The following is a 15,607-nucleotide window of genomic DNA, read 5'->3' on the forward strand; positions in this document are numbered from 1 at the left end:
GGTCTAGCGAGGCCGAGCCTATCTCGCCAGCCTTTTGACGTGGCAGGCGACGCTTCGTTCCAGGGCGCCGAGATCGTAGCCGCCCTCGAGAAGAGAAACGATCCGGCCGCCGCACTGCGAATCGGCGAGAGCGCGTATCTCCGCCGTGATCCATTCGAAATCGTCCTCGACCAGTTGCAGATTGGCCAGTGGATCCGCCGCATGCGCATCGAAGCCTGCGGAGACGATCAGAAGCTCGGGGCCGAAGGCAGCGATCTGCGGCAGGAGGTCCTCGCCCCATGCCCTGCGGAAGGCAGCGCCGCCCTCCCCCGCCGCGAGCGTCGCATTGCGCACCGTGCCCGCCGCGCCGCGCTCTGAGGGCTCGCCGGTCCCAGGATAGAGCGGCCATTCATGCGAGGAGGCGTAGAACATGCCCGGCTCGTCCCAGAGCACGTCCTGCGTGCCGTTCCCGTGATGCACGTCGAAGTCGAGAACGGCGACGCGCCGGAGGCCGTGCGCCTCCCGCGCGTGAAGGGCTGCCAAAGCCGCATTGGAGAAGAGGCAGAAGCCCATGGCCGCCTCCCGCTCGGCGTGGTGGCCCGGCGGGCGCGAGGCGACGAAGGCGCGCTCCGCCTCCCCAGACAGAACCGCGTCGGTGGCAGCGAGCGCGCCGCCTGCACCGCGCAGCGCGGCCTCGAGGCTGTGCGCCCCCATGAAGGTGTCGGGGTCGAGCTGGACGATGCCGTCTTGCGGCGCGGCCGCCTCGATCCGGGAGACATAGGCCTCGCTGTGCCCGCGCAGCAGCGCGTCCCGCCCGGCCCGCGGCGCCTCGCGCCGTTCGAGCCCGGCGAGATCGCCGCTGCCGAGCGCCCTGTCCACCGCCGCCATGCGCTCGCTCCGCTCGGCATGGCCCTCGGGGACCTCGTGCTCGGCGAAGCGGGACGAAGTGAACAGGAGCGTCGTCATTTGCTCTCGTCGCCGGCCAGTTCGCGTGCCCGCTTATAGGCGTTGGCGACCGCTTCCTCGGTGAGCGGCTTCAGCCCGCGGCTGTCCTCGTTGAGGATGTCGAGCGCGGCCTGCGTCGTGCCGTTCGGGCTCGTCACCGCGCGGCGCAGCGCCGCCGCCTCGCGCTCGTCCTGCGCGAGGAGGGCGGCGGAGCCGGTGACCGAGGCCTCGGCGATCCGGCGCGCATCCGCGGGCGCGACGCCGCGCGCTTCGGCAGCCTGCTGAAGCGCCTCCGCGAGAAGGAAGACATAGGCCGGAGAGCAGCCCGTCACGCCCATGACTTGGTCGAGGTGATCCTCGCCCTCGCACCAATAGGTCTCGCCCGCGGCCGCCATCAGCGTGCTCGCCGCGTCCTTGTCGCCGTCCTCGAGGCCGCCCGCCTCGCAAAGCAGCGTGACGCCCTGGCGGATCGAGGCGGGCAGGTTCGGCATGGTGCGCACGACCCGCGCGCTCGGCGCCTTTTCCTTGAGGAGGTCGGCGATGGTCTTGATCGTCGTGCCGGCGGCGACGGAGACGAAGAGCGTCTCGTTCATGTCCTGCCATTCGAGCTTGGGCAGCACGGCCGGGAACATTTGCGGCTTCACCGCCAGGACGCAGACGCCGTAGCCTTTGTCTTCGGGCGGGTTCAGCGCGATGCCGTGCTTGTCGCACAGCGCCTCGATCTTTTCGGGCGGATTGGGATCGACCACGGCCGAGCGGGCCGTGTCGAGAATGCCGCTGGCGACCCAGGATTCGAACAGGGCGCCGCCCATGGAGCCGGCGCCGACGAGAAGTACGGAGAGCTGTTGTGTCATGCCGGCGGCTTAACCCCCGGCACCCCGCGCTGCCAACAGCGCGGAGCGGTCACGATCAGGCGTTGCCGACGGTCTCCAGGATCGAGGCCTCGAGCGCCTCCTCGGCCGTCTTCCCGCCCCAGACGACATAGTTGAAGGCCGGATAGAACTTCTCGAAGGCTTCCATCGCGCCGCGCAGGAGAATCTCCGCCTGGCTCGAATCCATGGTCTGCCCCTCGGGCAGCACGGCGCCATTGCGGTAGATCAGGCCCTGATCCTGGTCCCACAGGTCGAAATGCCCCAGCCACAGCCGCTCATTGATGAGCGCGAGGAGCTTGTGCACCTCGCCGCGCATGGCGGCGGGAACCCGCATCTCGAGCGGCGCGCCGATCTGGAGCACCTGCGCCTCCGCGCGCCAGGCGAACCACATCGAGACGTCGCGCCAGGACCCGCTCAGATTGACGTGCAGCTCCGTATCCGAAGCCCGGACGGCATCGAGATCGGAAAGCCGGGCGATCGCCTCGATCGTCTCGATCGGGTTCGCAGGCACGGCGTAGGTATCGTGGAAGGGCAGTTCCATAGAGAGGCGGCTTTCAACGCTTGTGACGCTCGGTGCGTCTCGACACAAGATATAGGGGGCTGATTTGCCGCTGTCGCCAAGCGCGAAGGCGCATTCTGTGAACAAGTCGTATCCAGCCAAAGAATTTTCGCACATCGCGCCGGACTGAGTCCTGCGGGCAACAAAAGCCGCCGATCCGTGAATCCCGCTGCTACGCGATGTGGAAAACTCAGCGCGCCTTGAGCGCCTCGACCTCCTCGCGGAGCCGCTCCACCTCGTCCAGCGCCTTCACCGCCATCTCCTTGACCGCCTCGAACTCTTCGCGCGGAACGAGATCCTGATCGGCGAGGAAGCGTTGCAGAGAGCTGTGCAGGACGGTCTCGGCCTCGCGGCGGACGCCGTCGGCGGCACCGGCGGCCTCGGCGATGGCGCGGGCCAGGCCGTCGAAGAGCGGGTTCTTGGTCTGCATGAAGGGGTCTCCTTTGTCGGTCTTCATCTAGGGATCGTTTCCCTCTTCCGGCAGGACGCGTGACCGCATGACGCCGGCCACGGCAAGTCCCCGGCCCGTTCCCTCGGATTCGAGCCCCGCGGCCACGCCGGCGCGATCGGCCTCGGGGTGATCCTGGCTCATCTTCCAGACGCCCTCTATCGCGGTCACTTCGAGGCGGACACCCATGATCTCGGGCAGCAGGTCCTCGACATGATCGCGCGAGGCCTCCTTCAGGCGCCACGGATCGGGACGGTCCACCTCGTTTGCTTCGACCAGTTCGGTCAGGTGGCGCAGCAGCCAGCCCCGCTCGCCGATCAGACGCGGGAAGCCGCGCGCCTCCACCGCGACATAGTTCCATGTCGGCAGGACGCGGCCATCCTCCCGCGCGGGATACCAGCGCGGATGAACATAGGCGTGCGGGCCGCGGAAGATCGCGAGCGCCTCGGCGCCGTCGGCGAAGGCTCCGCGAATCGGATTGGCGCGGGCGAAGTGCCCCTCGATGACGATGCGGCCGCCATCCTCCTTCGGAATCAGCGGGATATGCGCCGCGAGCGGGCGCCCGTCCCGGCAGGCGACGAGCGTGGCGAAGCGGATCGACCGCGCCGCATCCAATAGGACGTCCCGCTGCGTCTCGACGTAGGGGCTGGGCGCGTGCATGGCCGCTCTTCCACCTTTCTTCCGGCGCGGGTTTGCGCCGCAGGCGACGCTCGGTAAAGCGGGCCTTCGTCCATTCTCCGAACCGGCATGCTCTATCCCGACATCGATCCCGTCCTGATCAGCCTCGGCCCGCTGCCGATCCGCTGGTATGCGCTGGCCTATCTGGCGGGCGTCGTGCTCGGGGCGGTCTATGTCGGGCGGTTGATCGCCCGGCCCGAGCTCTGGGCGCCGCCCGGATCATCCCGTCCCGGCCCGCTCGCGCCGCCGATCGACCGGCGCCAGCTCGACGACCTCGTCTCCTGGATCATTCTCGGCGTCATCCTGGGAGGGCGGATCGGCTTCGTCCTCTTCTACCGGCCGGAGCTTCTGGCCATCCCCTTCGGGGAGTGGTCTCGCCTCTTCGGCATCGTCCCGTTCCCGCCCGCCCTCGCGATCTGGGAAGGCGGCATGTCCTTCCACGGGGGCATGCTGGGCGTCGTTATCGTGCTCCTGCTCTTCGCGCGGCGCATCGGCGGGAACGTGTTCCGGATCGCCGACCTCCTCGCCTGCGCAACGCCGATCGGCCTGTTCTTCGGGAGGCTCGCCAATTTCATCAATGCCGAGCTCTACGGCCGCCCCACCGATGCGCCCTGGGGTATCGTCTTCCCCGAATATTATGACCAGCGGGCAGAACAATGGGTCTATGCCGCGGACGCCGTGCCGCGCCATCCGAGCCAGCTCTACGAGGCATTCCTCGAAGGCCTCGTCCTCTTCGTCGTCCTTCGCGTGCTCGTCACCCGCTATCGCGTCCTGCGGCATCCGGGGGCGGCGACCGGCGTGTTCCTCGCGGGCTACGGCCTGTCGCGCTTCCTCGTCGAATTCTTCCGACAGCCCGATGCCTATGCCGCGACGCTGGGCTTCCTGACGCGCGGCATGCTCCTGTCCCTGCCGATGATCCTGGCCGGCGCCTTCTTCGTCTGGCGCGCCCGCAGAACCCGAGGAGTGCCAGCATGAGCGCGCCCGAACCGGATGACGACGCCCCCACCCCGCTCGAGGAGCGGCTGATCGCCCTGATCCGCGAGCATGGCCCGATCCGCATCGGCGACTTCATGAGCGACGCGCTCAGCCATCCCCAGCACGGCTATTACGCGACGCAGGACCCCTTCGGGCCGCCCAAGAAAGGCCAGCACGGCGGCGACTTCACCACGGCGCCCGAAATCAGCCAGATCTTCGGCGAGCTGGTCGGCGCCTGGCTCATTCACGCCTGGAGCGAGATCGGCGAGCCTTCGGCCTTCAACCTGGTCGAGCTCGGCCCCGGCCGGGGCACGCTGATGGCCGACATCCTGCGCGTCGCGAAGATCCGGCCCAAATTCCTCGAGGCGGCCAGCCTCTTCATGGTCGAGAATTCCGGCCGCATGCGCTACCGCCAGCAGCGCACCCTCCACGATACGGGGATCGAGGCGGTCTGGGCCGATCATCTCAGCGACGTGCCGCCGGGCCCGACGCTCATCATCGGCAACGAGTTCTTCGACTGCCTGCCGATCCGCCAGTTCGTGCGCACCGCCGAGCGCTCCGAAACCCCGTGGCGGGAGCGGCTCGTGGGCGTCAGCGACGAGGGCGAGCGTCCCCGCCTCTGCTTCGTCCTCGGCGAGGAGGCGCTGCCCGGCCCCGACGGCGTCCCCCCCGGCGCGATGCCGGAGGCGGTGTTCGAGACCTGCGAGGCGGGCCTGTCCCTCATGGACGAGGTCGCCGAGCGCCTCTCCGCCTATAAGGGCCGCGCCCTGTTCATCGATTACGGGCATGGGCGCTCTGGCTTCGGCGACACCTTCCAGGCGGTGAAACGGCACAGGAGCTGGCCCGTCCTCGCCGCGCCGGGCCTCGCCGACGTCACGGCGCATGTCGATTTCGGCGCCCTCGCCCGTCGGGGCAGAGCGCAGGGCGCGCGGGTGGACGGCCCGGTCCTGCAGCGCGATTTCCTCCTCCGCCTCGGCCTCGAGCAGCGCCTCGCGGCGATCCTCGACGTCGTGAAGGACGACGACACGAAGGCTCTTCTGCGGTCGGGCGCGGAGCGGCTCGTGGACGCCGATCAGATGGGAGCGCTCTTCAAGGTGATGGCCGTCTCCTCGCCCGGCCTGTCCGAGCCGCCGGGTTTCTCGTGATCCCGCCGCACCGCAAGGCCGGGGCCCTCGCAGGCGTCCAGCACGGCTTTTTCGGACGCGGAGGCGGCGTGTCCCGCGGCCTCCATGAAAGCCTCAATTGCGGCGCGGGATCGGATGACGATCCGGCCGCCGTGGCCGAGAACCGCGACAGGGTGCGCCGCGCGCTCGGCGCGGATGCGCTGGTCACTGCCTATCAGACTCATTCGGCGAGAGCGCTTTTCGTGACCGAACCCTTCGCAGGCTCGCCGCCGCAGGCCGATGCGCTGGTCACTGACAGACCCGGCCTCGCCCTCGGCGCACTGGCCGCGGACTGCATGACCGTCCTTCTCTTCGAGCCCCAGGCACGCCTCGTCGGCGCCGTTCATGCGGGCTGGCGCGGCAGCCTTGCCGGGATTCTCGAGGCGGCGGTCGCCCTGATCGAGGAGAAGGGCGGCGATGCGGGCCGCCTTCTCTGCGCGATCGGCCCCTGCCTGCGCGCGGAGGCCTTCGAGGTCGGCGACGATCTCGTCTCCGAAGTAACCGGCGAATATCCGGGCGCCGTCCGGTTCTTCCGTCCCGCCCCTGCGGCGGGCAAGCACCTCTACGACCACGTCGCCTTCGGCCGCTGGCGGCTCGAGGCGGCGGGCGTCGATCCTGCCGGCATCGCGGATGTCGGCGGCTGCACGCTGACCCGCCCGGATCGCTGGTTCAGCTATCGCGCGAGCCGCAGGCAGGGCGCTTCGGATTACGGACGGAACATCTCAGCGATAGCGCTATCAGCCGCTTGACTCCTCGCGCCCCCGGACCGCAAAGCCTCGCGCGGGTGACGATGACGAGGCTTTCATGAAGCTGCTCTCCGGCAACGCCAACACGCCTCTCGCCGAGGATATCGCGCGGCAGCTCGATACGCCGCTGACCAGCGCCGTCACCCAGCGCTTCGCCGACTCCGAGGTCCATATCGAGGTCAAGGAGAACGTCCGCGGCGAGGACGTCTTCGTCATCCAGTCGACCTCCTGCCCGGCCAACGACAATCTGATGGAGCTCCTGATCATGGTCGACGCGCTCAGCCGCGCCTCGGCCAGCCGGATCACCGCCGTCATTCCCTATTTCGGCTATGCCCGGCAGGATCGCAAAGCCGGGCCCAGGACGCCGATCTCGGCCAAGCTCGTGGCCAATCTCATCACCACGGCCGGCGCCGACCGCGTCCTGACGATCGACCTTCATGCGGGGCAGATCCAGGGCTTCTTCGATATCCCGACCGACAATCTCTACGCCGTGAAGGTGATGGAGCGGCATATCCGCGAGACCTATCCCAAGGATGCCGAACTGTGCGTCGTCAGCCCGGATGTCGGCGGCGTCGTGCGGGCCCGCTCCCTGTCCAAGCGCTTGGGCGACGTGCCGCTCGCCATCGTCGACAAGCGGCGCGAGCGGGCGGGCGTGTCCGAGGTGATGAACATCATCGGCGACGTGCGCGGCAAGCACTGCATCCTGTTCGACGACATCGTCGATTCGGGCGGCACGCTGGTCAATGCGGCGGACGCGCTGATGGCCGAGGGCGCGGCCTCGGCGGCCGCCTATGTCACCCATGGCGTCCTGTCGGGGAAAGCGGTCGAGCGGATCGAGAACTCCGCCTCGCTCCAGCGCCTCGTCATCACCGATTCGATCGCCGATGACGGCCGCCGCACCGGCGCGACCAAGATCGAGGCGGTCAGCGTCGCGACCCTGCTGGCCGAGGCCATTCGCAGGATCGCCAATGAAGAGAGCGTCTCCAGCCTCTTCGACTGACCTTCGCGCTCAACGCGGCGGCATGGCCGCTGCGACGTCGAAGGCCTGAAGCCGCTTCAGCACGGGCCCGCGATAGTTGTCCGGCACGTTCTCGTCGCGGATGATCCAGCCATAGAGCTCCTGATCGGGCACTTCCAAGAGGCGCGCGAACTCTTCGGCTTCCGAATCGCTCATCTCGGCGAGGTTCGCCTGGGCGAACTTGCCGATCACGATGTCGGCTTCCTTGAAGCCGCGATGCATGGCGCGATAGAGGAGGCGTTTGCGGGCGGGGCTCAGGCCGGCGGATAGGGAATCTGTCATCGCCCTTAGCATATACAGTTTGCATCGAAGCGCGACTGTGACCCATCTGCGTGTTGAAGGCGCGGCAGCCCCCTGTCACATAGCGCCCCGAACACGCGGCTCTTCCGCCCTGCCCATCTGGAGTACCCGATGACCTACGTCGTCACCGACGCCTGCATCGCCTGCAAATACACCGACTGCGTCGAAGTGTGCCCGGTCGACTGCTTCTACGAAGGCGAGAACTTCCTCGCGATCAAACCCGAAGAATGCATCGACTGCGGCGTCTGCGAGCCCGAATGCCCGGTCGAGGCGATCAAGCCCGACACGGAGGACCCCGACGGCAAGTGGACCGAGCTCAACGCCAAATACGCCGAGGCCTGGCCGAATATCACGCGCGCCAAGCCCGCCCTGCCCGAGGCGGATGCCATGGCCGAGGTGGAGAACAAGCTGGAGACCCATTTCAGCGAAAAGCCAGGTGAAGGCGACTGAGCGGCTGTCGGACTCCAGCGCTTACCGCAATTCAATACCACGGCGGTCTGGCGTACTGGATTTTTATGACAGTTTGTGCTATCTCTTGTCAGAGGCTGATGGTTCAGCGGGAGGGAGGCCGCCTTCGCGGGCGGTCTTTTTCTTGCGTGCGAAAAGGACCGTTCGCTGCCCCGCCGGAATTGGGCTTCGGCGACACCAGAAAGGAGAGGTCGTGAGCAAGACGACTCCTACCGACAAGATCGAACAAAGCCAATCCTCCGCCAAGGCCAAGCCGGCAGACACCAAGGCTGCCCGCTCGCCGAGCAAGGCGCGAACTCCCGCCAAGAAGACCACCGCCACCCGGACCGCAGCCAAGAAGGCCGAGGCCACGAAATCGGCGACCAAGCCGAAACCGGCGGCCAAGAAGGCGACCTCCAAGACATCCACCGCCAAGAGTGAGAAGAAAGCGTCAGTGAGCACAACGAAAGCCGTCGCGAAGTCCAGCAAAGCCAAACCCGAAGCCGCGGGAGACGAGGAGAAGCCGAAGATCGCGCCGGCGCCGCTCCGCCCCGCGCTGCGCGTCGCGCGCCGGGCCGAGGCCAATCGCGACAAGAACCAGACCTTCAAGGTCAAGACGAAGATCGTCTATCCCGCCCACGGCGTCGGCTACATCACCGAAATCGAGAAGCAGGAGATCGCGGGCATGGCGATCGAGCTCTTCGTCATCGATTTCGAGCATGAGAAGATGAAGCTGCGCGTGCCGGTGAACAAGGCCGCCGCTTCGGGCATGCGCAACCTTTCGAGCCCCGAGCGGATCGACGAGATGATGGAGCTGATCGAGGGCAAGGCCCGCGTGAAGCGCACCATGTGGTCGCGCCGGGCGCAGGAATACGAAGCCAAGATCAATTCGGGCGACCTGCAGGCCGTGTCCGAAGTCGTGCGCGACCTGTTCCGCGCCGACGATCAGCCCGAGCAGTCCTATTCGGAGCGCCAGCTCTTCGAGCAGGCGCGTGAGCGCCTGGGCCGAGAAGTCGCCGCCGTGCGCCGCAAGTCGCTCGACAATGCGATCAAGGAGATCCACTCCCATCTCGACAAGAAGGAGAAGGCGGACGGCTGAGGCCGCTCTTCCTTCCCGGCTGCCCGGCAGCACCAATTTTGAAAAAAGCGGCGGCCTTGCCCGCCGCTTTTTTTCGTTCGGGCCCGCGGTGCACAGAAGCCTTGCAGCCTGTCACCGCCATGCATACTTTCCGTTTATCGATAAACAGCGGAGAGTATCCCTGATGATCAAGACCTCCACCGCCGCCGCCGGCCTCGCGCTTCTCGTCTTCGCCGCGCCGGCAGACGCCCAGCAGGCGGCCGAGGATGCCAATGCGAAGTTCGACCGCATCCTGGACGAGGCGACCACCGAGCTTTTCCAGATCGCGCCCATCTATGCGAGCATGCTGAGCGTCTCCGAAGAGGAGGCCGGCGGGCGCTACAAGGATCGGTTCGGCACGCCCGGCATCGAAGGCTATAACGAGATGGAGGCGCTGACCGACCGCATCGAGGCGCGGCTCGAGACGCTGAACGTGGACGAGCTGACGCCGGAGCGGCGGGAATGGCTGGCCATCCTCATGAGCGATCAGCAGGTCGCCGAGGAACTCGACACGATCGAGGACGAGACGGGATACTACCTCGCCGGGAGCTTTTCGAGCCCCTACGTCGTCACGCAGATCGGCGGCGCCCATGTCGACCTGCCCCAGTTCATGACGCAGCTTCACGGGCTCTCATCGCAGGACGATGCCGATGCCTATATCGCGCGCCTCGAGCAGTTCGACGAGCAGTTCGAGGGCGTGATCGAACTCCTCGAAGCCAATGCCGAAGCCGGCGCCGTGCCTCCCGCCTATGCGGTCGAAGGCGCGATCCGGAACGCCGAGCTGTTCATCGAGCCGTCGGCCGAAGAGAACGTCCTGTCCACCCATCTCGTCTCCAAGCTGGCTGATCTCGGCATCGAGGATGCGGAAGGCTACGAGCAGCGCGTGACGAGCGCGGTCGAGAACTCGGTCTATCCCGCCTATCGCGATCTCATCGCGTCGCTGGAGGCCCTGCGCGAGCAGGCGACGCCGGAAGCCGGCGTCTGGGACATCCCCGAGGGTGAGCAGCTCTACAACGTGCTGATCCGCAGCAATGGCGAGAGCAAGCTGTCGGGCGAGGAGGTGCACGAGCTCGGCCTGCGGGAGGTCGCGCGCATCCAGGGCGAGATGGAGGCGATCTTCGAGGATCTCGGCATGACCGAAGGGACGATCGGCGAACGCCTGATCGCGCTGACCGAGGACCCCGAGCAGATCTTCCCGAACACGCCCGAGGGCAAGGAAGAGCTTCTCGCCTATGTCCGCCGGCTGACGGCCGAGGCGGAAGAGGTGATGGGCGAATATTTCCTCGTCACGCCCGAAAGCAGCGTCGTGGTGCAGCCCGTTCCCGAATACGCCCAGGAAGGCGCGCCGGGCGGCTCCTACATGTCGCCGGCCGAGGACGGCTCGCGTCCCGGCATGTTCATGATCAATCTGCGCGACACGGCGGCGCAGCCGAAATGGTCGCTGCCCACCCTCACCTATCACGAGACGGTGCCCGGGCATCACTTCCAGCTCGCTCTCGCGACGGACGCCAAGGATACGCCGCTCCTCGTCCGGCAGATGGCCTCCTCCACCGGTTTCGCCGAGGGCTGGGGCCTCTACTCCGAAGCCTTCGCCAAGGAGATCGGCCTTTACGAGGATGATCAGCTGGGCGATCTCGGCCGTCTCCGCGACGAGCTCTTCCGCGCCGTCCGCCTGGTCGTCGACAGCGGCATGCACGCCAAGCAGTGGAGCCGCGACGAGGCGATCAAATACATGCGCGAGAATACGGGCATGGAACGGTCGGACGTGAAGACCGAGATCGAGCGCTATTCGGTCTGGCCGGGACAGGCGCTCGCCTACAAGACCGGCATGCTCAAGATCCAGGCGCTGCGGGAGCGGGCCGAGGAAGCGCTCGGGGAGGACTTCGATGTCGCGGTCTTCCACTACGAGGTCCTGCGCGACGGCGGCGCCCCGCTCGACGTGCTCGAAGAGCGTATCGAGCGCTGGATCGAGATGGGCGGACCTGCGCCCGAGCTCGGCTGACATCCCTTCTCCCCTTCCGGCCCGTGCCGGAAGGGGGCCCTCCTTGCGCCGAGGCCCGGACGGCATGAGAGGCCAAGCGGCATCCTGTCGCCCTTTCCCTCTTCGGCGATCGCTCCAGTTCCTCTCCCGAACGGATCCTGCACCTGAAGGGGGCAGGGTCTCCGACCGATCGAGGAGTGGGACATGGATCTTGGAATTTCGGGCCGCCGGGCGGTCATCACGGGCGGCGGCGGCGATATCGGCATGGCGGCGGCGAAAGCGCTTCTGGCCGATGGCGTCGCGGTCGTCCTCACCGATCTCAAGCAGGACGATCTCGACGAGGCGAAGGCGAAGCTCGGCGATGTCGAGACGGTCCAAGCCGACCTGTCGACCCAGGAGGGCGCCGACCGCCTCCGCGATGCGGTGAAGGGCGAGGTCGATATCCTCGTGCACGCGGCGGGCGTCACCGGCGCCAAGGGCGATCCTCTCGAAATGACGGAAGACGACTGGAACGAAGCCTTCCAGATCGACTTTATGGGCGGCGTGCGGGTCGCCAAGGCGTTCATTCCCCAGATGGCCGAGCGGGGCTGGGGGCGCGCGGTCTTCGTCACCTCCGAGAACGCGGCGCAATCCTATCCGGACGAAGCGGTCTACAACATGGCGAAGGTCGGCATCGCGTCCTTCGCCAAGGCCGTGAGCCAGCCCTATGCGAAGAAGGGCGTGCTCGTGAACTGCGTCGCGCCCGCCTTCGTCGAGACCAATATGACGGACGGCATGATGGAGAAGCGGGCCGACAAGCAGGGCGGCAGCTTCGAGGACGCCGTCTCCTCCTTCCTGAAGGAGGAGCGCCCCTATCTCGTTCTCGAGCGCCGCGGCCAGCCAGACGAGGTCGGACCCGTCATCGCCTTCCTCTGCTCGGAACGGGCGAGCTTCGTGACCGGATCGAACTATCGCGTCGACGGCGGCGCGGTGATCGGCCTCGACCTCTGATAGGCGCCCGCAGTGAAAGCTCATCGCGGCCGCTCCGCCACGGGCGGCCGCTCTTTATGGGAAACGCGACATGACGGATCAGCCTTGGTGGCAGGGCGCGGTGCTCTACCAGATCTATCCGCGGTCCTTCCGCGACACGTCCGGCAACGGCGTCGGCGATCTGCCCGGCATCGCCGAACGCCTCGATTACGTCGCGCGCCTCGGCGTGGACGGCATCTGGATGTCGCCCTTCTATCCCTCCCCCGGAAAGGATTTCGGCTACGACATCACCGAGCACTGCAAGATCGACCCTCTGTTCGGCACGATGGAGGACTTCCAGGCGCTGCTCGACAAGGCCCACTCGCTGGGCCTGAAGGTCGTGATCGACGCCGTCCTGAACCATACCTCGGACCAGCATCCGTGGTTTCTCGAGAGCCGGAGCAGCAGGACGAACGGCAAGGCCGACTGGTATCAGTGGGAGGACCCCCGGGACGATGGCGGCCCGCCCAATAACTGGATCTGCCGCTATGGCCAGTCGCAGTGGTCGTGGTGCCCTGAGCGCGAACAATATTACCGCCATCAATATCTGACCAGCCAGCCTGCACTCAACCTCGCCAATCAAGAGGTGGTCGAGGCGCGTCTCGGCTTCATGGAAAAATGGCTGAGCCGCGGCGTCGACGGGCTGCGCTTCGATGCGGTGCCGCAATATTTCGCGGATGCCGATCTCAGGGACAATCCGCCCGCCGACCCCGGTGATCCGCAGCTGACCCCGGTCGGCCCCTTCACCCCCTTCGCCTGGCAGTTGCACGAGAACGACTGCAATGACGAACGGATCGAGAGCTTCGTCGCATCGCTGCAGGATCAGGTGGAATGCGCGGGCTGCACCTTCACCTTCTCCGAAATCGACATCCGCTACGATGCCTATCGCAGCCTCGGCCGCTATACCGGCGGCCCCTATTTCAACGCCGCCTACACGCCCGATTTCATGTCCGCCGCGCTGACGCCGAGCTGTTTCGCCAAGGTCGCGGACAGCACCCGCGAACACAGCGATCTTCGCAATCTCGTCTGGACCGTCACGAACCATGATGCGAGCCGCATTGCGAGCCGCTGGACGCCCGAGGACGCGGACCCCGCGACGCAGGCGGCTGTCAGCCGGCTCGCGGCGGCGATCCTGATGTGCCTGCACGGCCAGATCTCCTTCTTCCAGGGAGAGGAGCTGGGACTGCCAGATGCCGTCTACGACTATGACGAGATCAAGGACCCGCAGGGCCTCCTCTTCTGGCCGAAGGGCCATGGCCGGGACCCGATCCGTCACCCCTTCCCCTGGGATGGCGGCCCGCAGGCGGGGTTCTCCGGCAATGAGAGCCCGTGGCTGCCGATGAAGGACACCCTGTGCTCACGGCACGCCGCCGGCCAGGAGGACGACCCGCAAAGCGTGCTCAACACGTGGCGGCGCCTGATCGGCCTGCGGCGCGGCACGCCGGCCCTGCGCAGCGGAGAGATGGAGATCCTCGAGGCGGACGACGAAAGCGGCATCCTGCACCTGCGCCGCTGGCTGGACGGACAGGAGATCGAGGCGCTGTTCTGCCTCGCCGCAGAGGCGCCCGAGGCGGATCTGCCCGAAGGCCGGATGCTCGATGCGTCTTCGGAGGGACCGCTCGAAGGCTGGGGCTGGCGCATAATCGCGAGCGCGGAGAGCTGAAAGGCGCGATCCTGGCCGCAAGCGGGGAACCGCCTCCCGCCTCGCCCCGTTTCCTTCTTCGACCAAGAATGGAGGATCTCATGACGGAACGCTCCGGTTCCGCCGTCTGGGAAGGCGGCATCAAGGACGGCAAGGGTCAGATCAGCACGCAAAGCGGCGCGCTGTCCGGCCAGCCCTACGGCTTCAACACCCGCTTCGAGGATGAACCCGGCACCAATCCCGAAGAACTCGTCGGCGCGGCCCACGCCGCCTGCTTCTCGATGGCCCTGTCGAAAGAGCTCGGAGAGGCCGGCGTCACCGACCCCAGGATCGAGACCAAGGCGACGGTGACGCTGGAGCAGCAGGGCGGCGGCTTCGCGGTGACGAAGTCGCATCTCGACCTGAAGCTGACCGCCAAGGGCGCCGAACGCTATGCGGTGGAAGCCGCGGCCCAGACGGCCAAGGCCAATTGCCCGATCTCGAAGCTCCTCGACGCCGAGGTGACGATGGAAGCCACCTACGACGTCTGAGCGCTCAGCTCGCGGATGGCGGGGTCAGTCGACCTCGCCATCCGCGGCATCCGGGTCCTCGGTCGGCTCATCGATGATGATGACCTTGCTCTTGAAGTAGCCCTGCCGCTTCAGCTCGAGGATCTTCTCCTCATACTCGTTCGCCATCCGCGCCAATTGGGGCGGCAGGCTGAGAACCTGCGCATTGTCGCGCGGGCTGAGGTCCGAGGTGATGTCGCCGCCGACCATGTCGCCGACCGTGTCCTCATATTGGGCGATCTGGACGCTCTCGCTGTCCTGCAGCAGTTCAGCGACGTCCTGATCGGCATATTCCATGAGGTGCGAGCGGAAATCCGACGGCCATTGCGGGAACAGGGCGGGCCGCGCCTCGGCATAGACCTCGGAGACCTTGATCTTGTTCCGGCCGCGCGCGACGCCGCGCAGGCTGTTGACGAATTCCCGCGCCTGACTTTCCAGCTCGTCGCCGACGCTGTCCGCCGTATAGGCGGCGCTGCGGATGGACGGGCTGCCGAGATCGCCGCGATAGAAGCCGTAAATGACCTTCGGATCGCTCCAGTGCCGGTAGACGATGTTTTCGCGGATATCGCGCAGGCTCAGCGCCATGCCGTCGATCTCGATGATCTTCGCGTCATGCAGCGTCTTCCTGTCCGGACCCAGCTTCATCCGGCTCGGGCGGGTGACGGGATAGGCCTTCGCGATCTCGTCGATGACGACGATGTTGTGCAGATTGAACCAATAGGCGAGCTGCTCGTTGCGCGGCAGGGTCGTCAGGTCGGCGGCGCTGCCGATCCGCTCGAGGCTCGCCCGGTATTCGCCGATCGCCGCGACCGTATCGTCGTCGAATTGCGAGAAGAAGATCTTGTTGCCTTCGAGCCGATAGGGCGAGGTGTGCCCCTTGGTGAAGCGCGAACCGACCCGCGCATCGGGCGTCGTGGCATAGCGGCGCAGGGACGGGCCCGCATTGAAGACCATGAGGTTCAATGCGTCGTCGATCAGCTCGTAATTGATTCTGGCCGTCCGACCCGAGGGCTGAGGCTCGAAATGCGCCGTGATCGCCGCGTCGGCTGTCGATGCGGCGGAAATCTCGGCCTTGGGCATGGTGACCCGCCCGGCCGCCAGGGCGCTTGGCATGGCAAGCCCGGTGGCCGCCGCGCCGATCAGCAGCAATGCACGTGTCTTCATCGAGAACTCTCCCTTTC

At 66.8% G+C, this 15,607-nt stretch carries 17 protein-coding genes; 10 read left to right on the forward strand and 7 right to left on the reverse strand.

The genetic code is table 11. From position 1 onward, the window contains the following. Nucleotides 1-18: 18 nt before the first annotated feature. The 5 genes from IE88_RS0107145 to IE88_RS0107165 all read right to left on the reverse strand — a co-directional run bounded on the left by IE88_RS0107145 (nucleotide 19) and on the right by IE88_RS0107165 (nucleotide 3,463). Nucleotides 19-945, reverse strand: a complete 927-nt coding sequence (locus tag IE88_RS0107145) for a histone deacetylase family protein (RefSeq protein ID WP_031552220.1) — start codon at nucleotides 943-945, stop codon at nucleotides 19-21. After that, complete coding sequence (gene proC / locus IE88_RS0107150; RefSeq protein WP_031552221.1) at nucleotides 942-1,778, reverse strand: pyrroline-5-carboxylate reductase; 837 nt, start codon at nucleotides 1,776-1,778, stop codon at nucleotides 942-944. The genes IE88_RS0107145 and proC overlap by 4 nt, the downstream gene beginning before the upstream one ends. 55 nt (nucleotides 1,779-1,833) lie before the next feature. Continuing rightward, complete coding sequence (locus tag IE88_RS0107155; protein ID WP_051881629.1) at nucleotides 1,834-2,337, reverse strand: type III secretion system chaperone family protein; 504 nt, start codon at nucleotides 2,335-2,337, stop codon at nucleotides 1,834-1,836. A gap of 208 nt (nucleotides 2,338-2,545) precedes the next feature. Next, on the reverse strand, nucleotides 2,546-2,812 hold the full coding sequence (locus IE88_RS0107160) for an accessory factor UbiK family protein (RefSeq protein ID WP_238319276.1): 267 nt from the start codon (nucleotides 2,810-2,812) through the stop codon (nucleotides 2,546-2,548). Next, nucleotides 2,813-3,463 carry an FMN-binding negative transcriptional regulator gene (locus IE88_RS0107165; protein ID WP_051881630.1) on the reverse strand — a complete coding sequence of 217 codons (651 nt, stop codon included), beginning with the start codon at nucleotides 3,461-3,463 and terminating at the stop codon, nucleotides 2,813-2,815. It lies immediately after the preceding gene. 87 nt (nucleotides 3,464-3,550) lie between these two features. Between IE88_RS0107165 and lgt the strand changes: the two genes are divergently transcribed. The 4 genes from lgt to IE88_RS0107185 are packed head-to-tail and all read left to right on the forward strand — an operon-like array spanning nucleotide 3,551 to nucleotide 7,365. Further along, a complete protein-coding gene (gene lgt, locus IE88_RS0107170) occupies nucleotides 3,551-4,456 on the forward strand; it encodes a prolipoprotein diacylglyceryl transferase (RefSeq protein WP_031552231.1) in 906 nt (301 codons plus the stop codon). Continuing rightward, a complete protein-coding gene (locus tag IE88_RS0107175; protein ID WP_036766789.1) occupies nucleotides 4,453-5,601 on the forward strand; it encodes a class I SAM-dependent methyltransferase in 1,149 nt (382 codons plus the stop codon). Before lgt ends, IE88_RS0107175 begins: the two co-directional genes overlap by 4 nt. After that, on the forward strand, nucleotides 5,598-6,368 hold the full coding sequence (locus IE88_RS0107180; protein ID WP_051881631.1) for a laccase domain-containing protein: 771 nt from the start codon (nucleotides 5,598-5,600) through the stop codon (nucleotides 6,366-6,368). Before IE88_RS0107175 ends, IE88_RS0107180 begins: the two co-directional genes overlap by 4 nt. 55 nt (nucleotides 6,369-6,423) lie before the next feature. Continuing rightward, nucleotides 6,424-7,365, forward strand: coding sequence for a ribose-phosphate pyrophosphokinase (locus IE88_RS0107185; RefSeq protein WP_031552237.1), 942 nt, complete (start codon nucleotides 6,424-6,426; stop codon nucleotides 7,363-7,365). A 9-nt stretch (nucleotides 7,366-7,374) separates the two neighbouring features. Here IE88_RS0107185 and IE88_RS0107190 read toward each other — a convergent pair whose 3' ends face one another. Then, the gene (locus tag IE88_RS0107190; protein WP_031552239.1) at nucleotides 7,375-7,665 is read right to left on the reverse strand and encodes a succinate dehydrogenase assembly factor 2; all 291 of its coding nucleotides are present in this window, start codon (nucleotides 7,663-7,665) and stop codon (nucleotides 7,375-7,377) included. Between the two features lie 129 nt (nucleotides 7,666-7,794). On the opposite strand from IE88_RS0107190, the gene fdxA reads away from it, so the two are divergent. The 6 genes from fdxA to IE88_RS0107220 all read left to right on the forward strand — a co-directional run bounded on the left by fdxA (nucleotide 7,795) and on the right by IE88_RS0107220 (nucleotide 14,408). After that, nucleotides 7,795-8,133, forward strand: coding sequence for a ferredoxin FdxA (gene fdxA, locus IE88_RS0107195; protein ID WP_031552241.1), 339 nt, complete (start codon nucleotides 7,795-7,797; stop codon nucleotides 8,131-8,133). Between the two features lie 211 nt (nucleotides 8,134-8,344). After that, nucleotides 8,345-9,229: a CarD family transcriptional regulator gene (locus tag IE88_RS17810; protein WP_081871495.1), complete on the forward strand. Its 885-nt coding sequence runs from the start codon at nucleotides 8,345-8,347 to the stop codon at nucleotides 9,227-9,229. Nucleotides 9,230-9,392: 163 nt separating this feature from the next. Next, the gene (locus tag IE88_RS0107205) at nucleotides 9,393-11,249 is read left to right on the forward strand and encodes a DUF885 domain-containing protein (protein WP_051881632.1); all 1,857 of its coding nucleotides are present in this window, start codon (nucleotides 9,393-9,395) and stop codon (nucleotides 11,247-11,249) included. 183 nt (nucleotides 11,250-11,432) lie between these two features. Next, the gene (locus IE88_RS0107210) at nucleotides 11,433-12,218 is read left to right on the forward strand and encodes an SDR family NAD(P)-dependent oxidoreductase (protein ID WP_031552249.1); all 786 of its coding nucleotides are present in this window, start codon (nucleotides 11,433-11,435) and stop codon (nucleotides 12,216-12,218) included. Nucleotides 12,219-12,288: 70 nt separating this feature from the next. Then, nucleotides 12,289-13,899: an alpha-amylase family glycosyl hydrolase gene (locus tag IE88_RS0107215; protein WP_051881633.1), complete on the forward strand. Its 1,611-nt coding sequence runs from the start codon at nucleotides 12,289-12,291 to the stop codon at nucleotides 13,897-13,899. Between the two features lie 80 nt (nucleotides 13,900-13,979). Then, nucleotides 13,980-14,408: an OsmC family protein gene (locus tag IE88_RS0107220; RefSeq protein ID WP_031552255.1), complete on the forward strand. Its 429-nt coding sequence runs from the start codon at nucleotides 13,980-13,982 to the stop codon at nucleotides 14,406-14,408. Between the two features lie 24 nt (nucleotides 14,409-14,432). On the opposite strand, the gene IE88_RS0107225 is transcribed toward IE88_RS0107220, so the two are convergent. Further along, complete coding sequence (locus IE88_RS0107225; protein WP_162178311.1) at nucleotides 14,433-15,590, reverse strand: DUF547 domain-containing protein; 1,158 nt, start codon at nucleotides 15,588-15,590, stop codon at nucleotides 14,433-14,435. Between the last annotated feature and the right edge of the window lie 17 nt (nucleotides 15,591-15,607).

The sequence above is a fragment of the Parvularcula oceani genome, from assembly GCF_000733125.1.
Classification (GTDB): Bacteria; Pseudomonadota; Alphaproteobacteria; order Caulobacterales; family Parvularculaceae; genus Parvularcula; species Parvularcula oceani.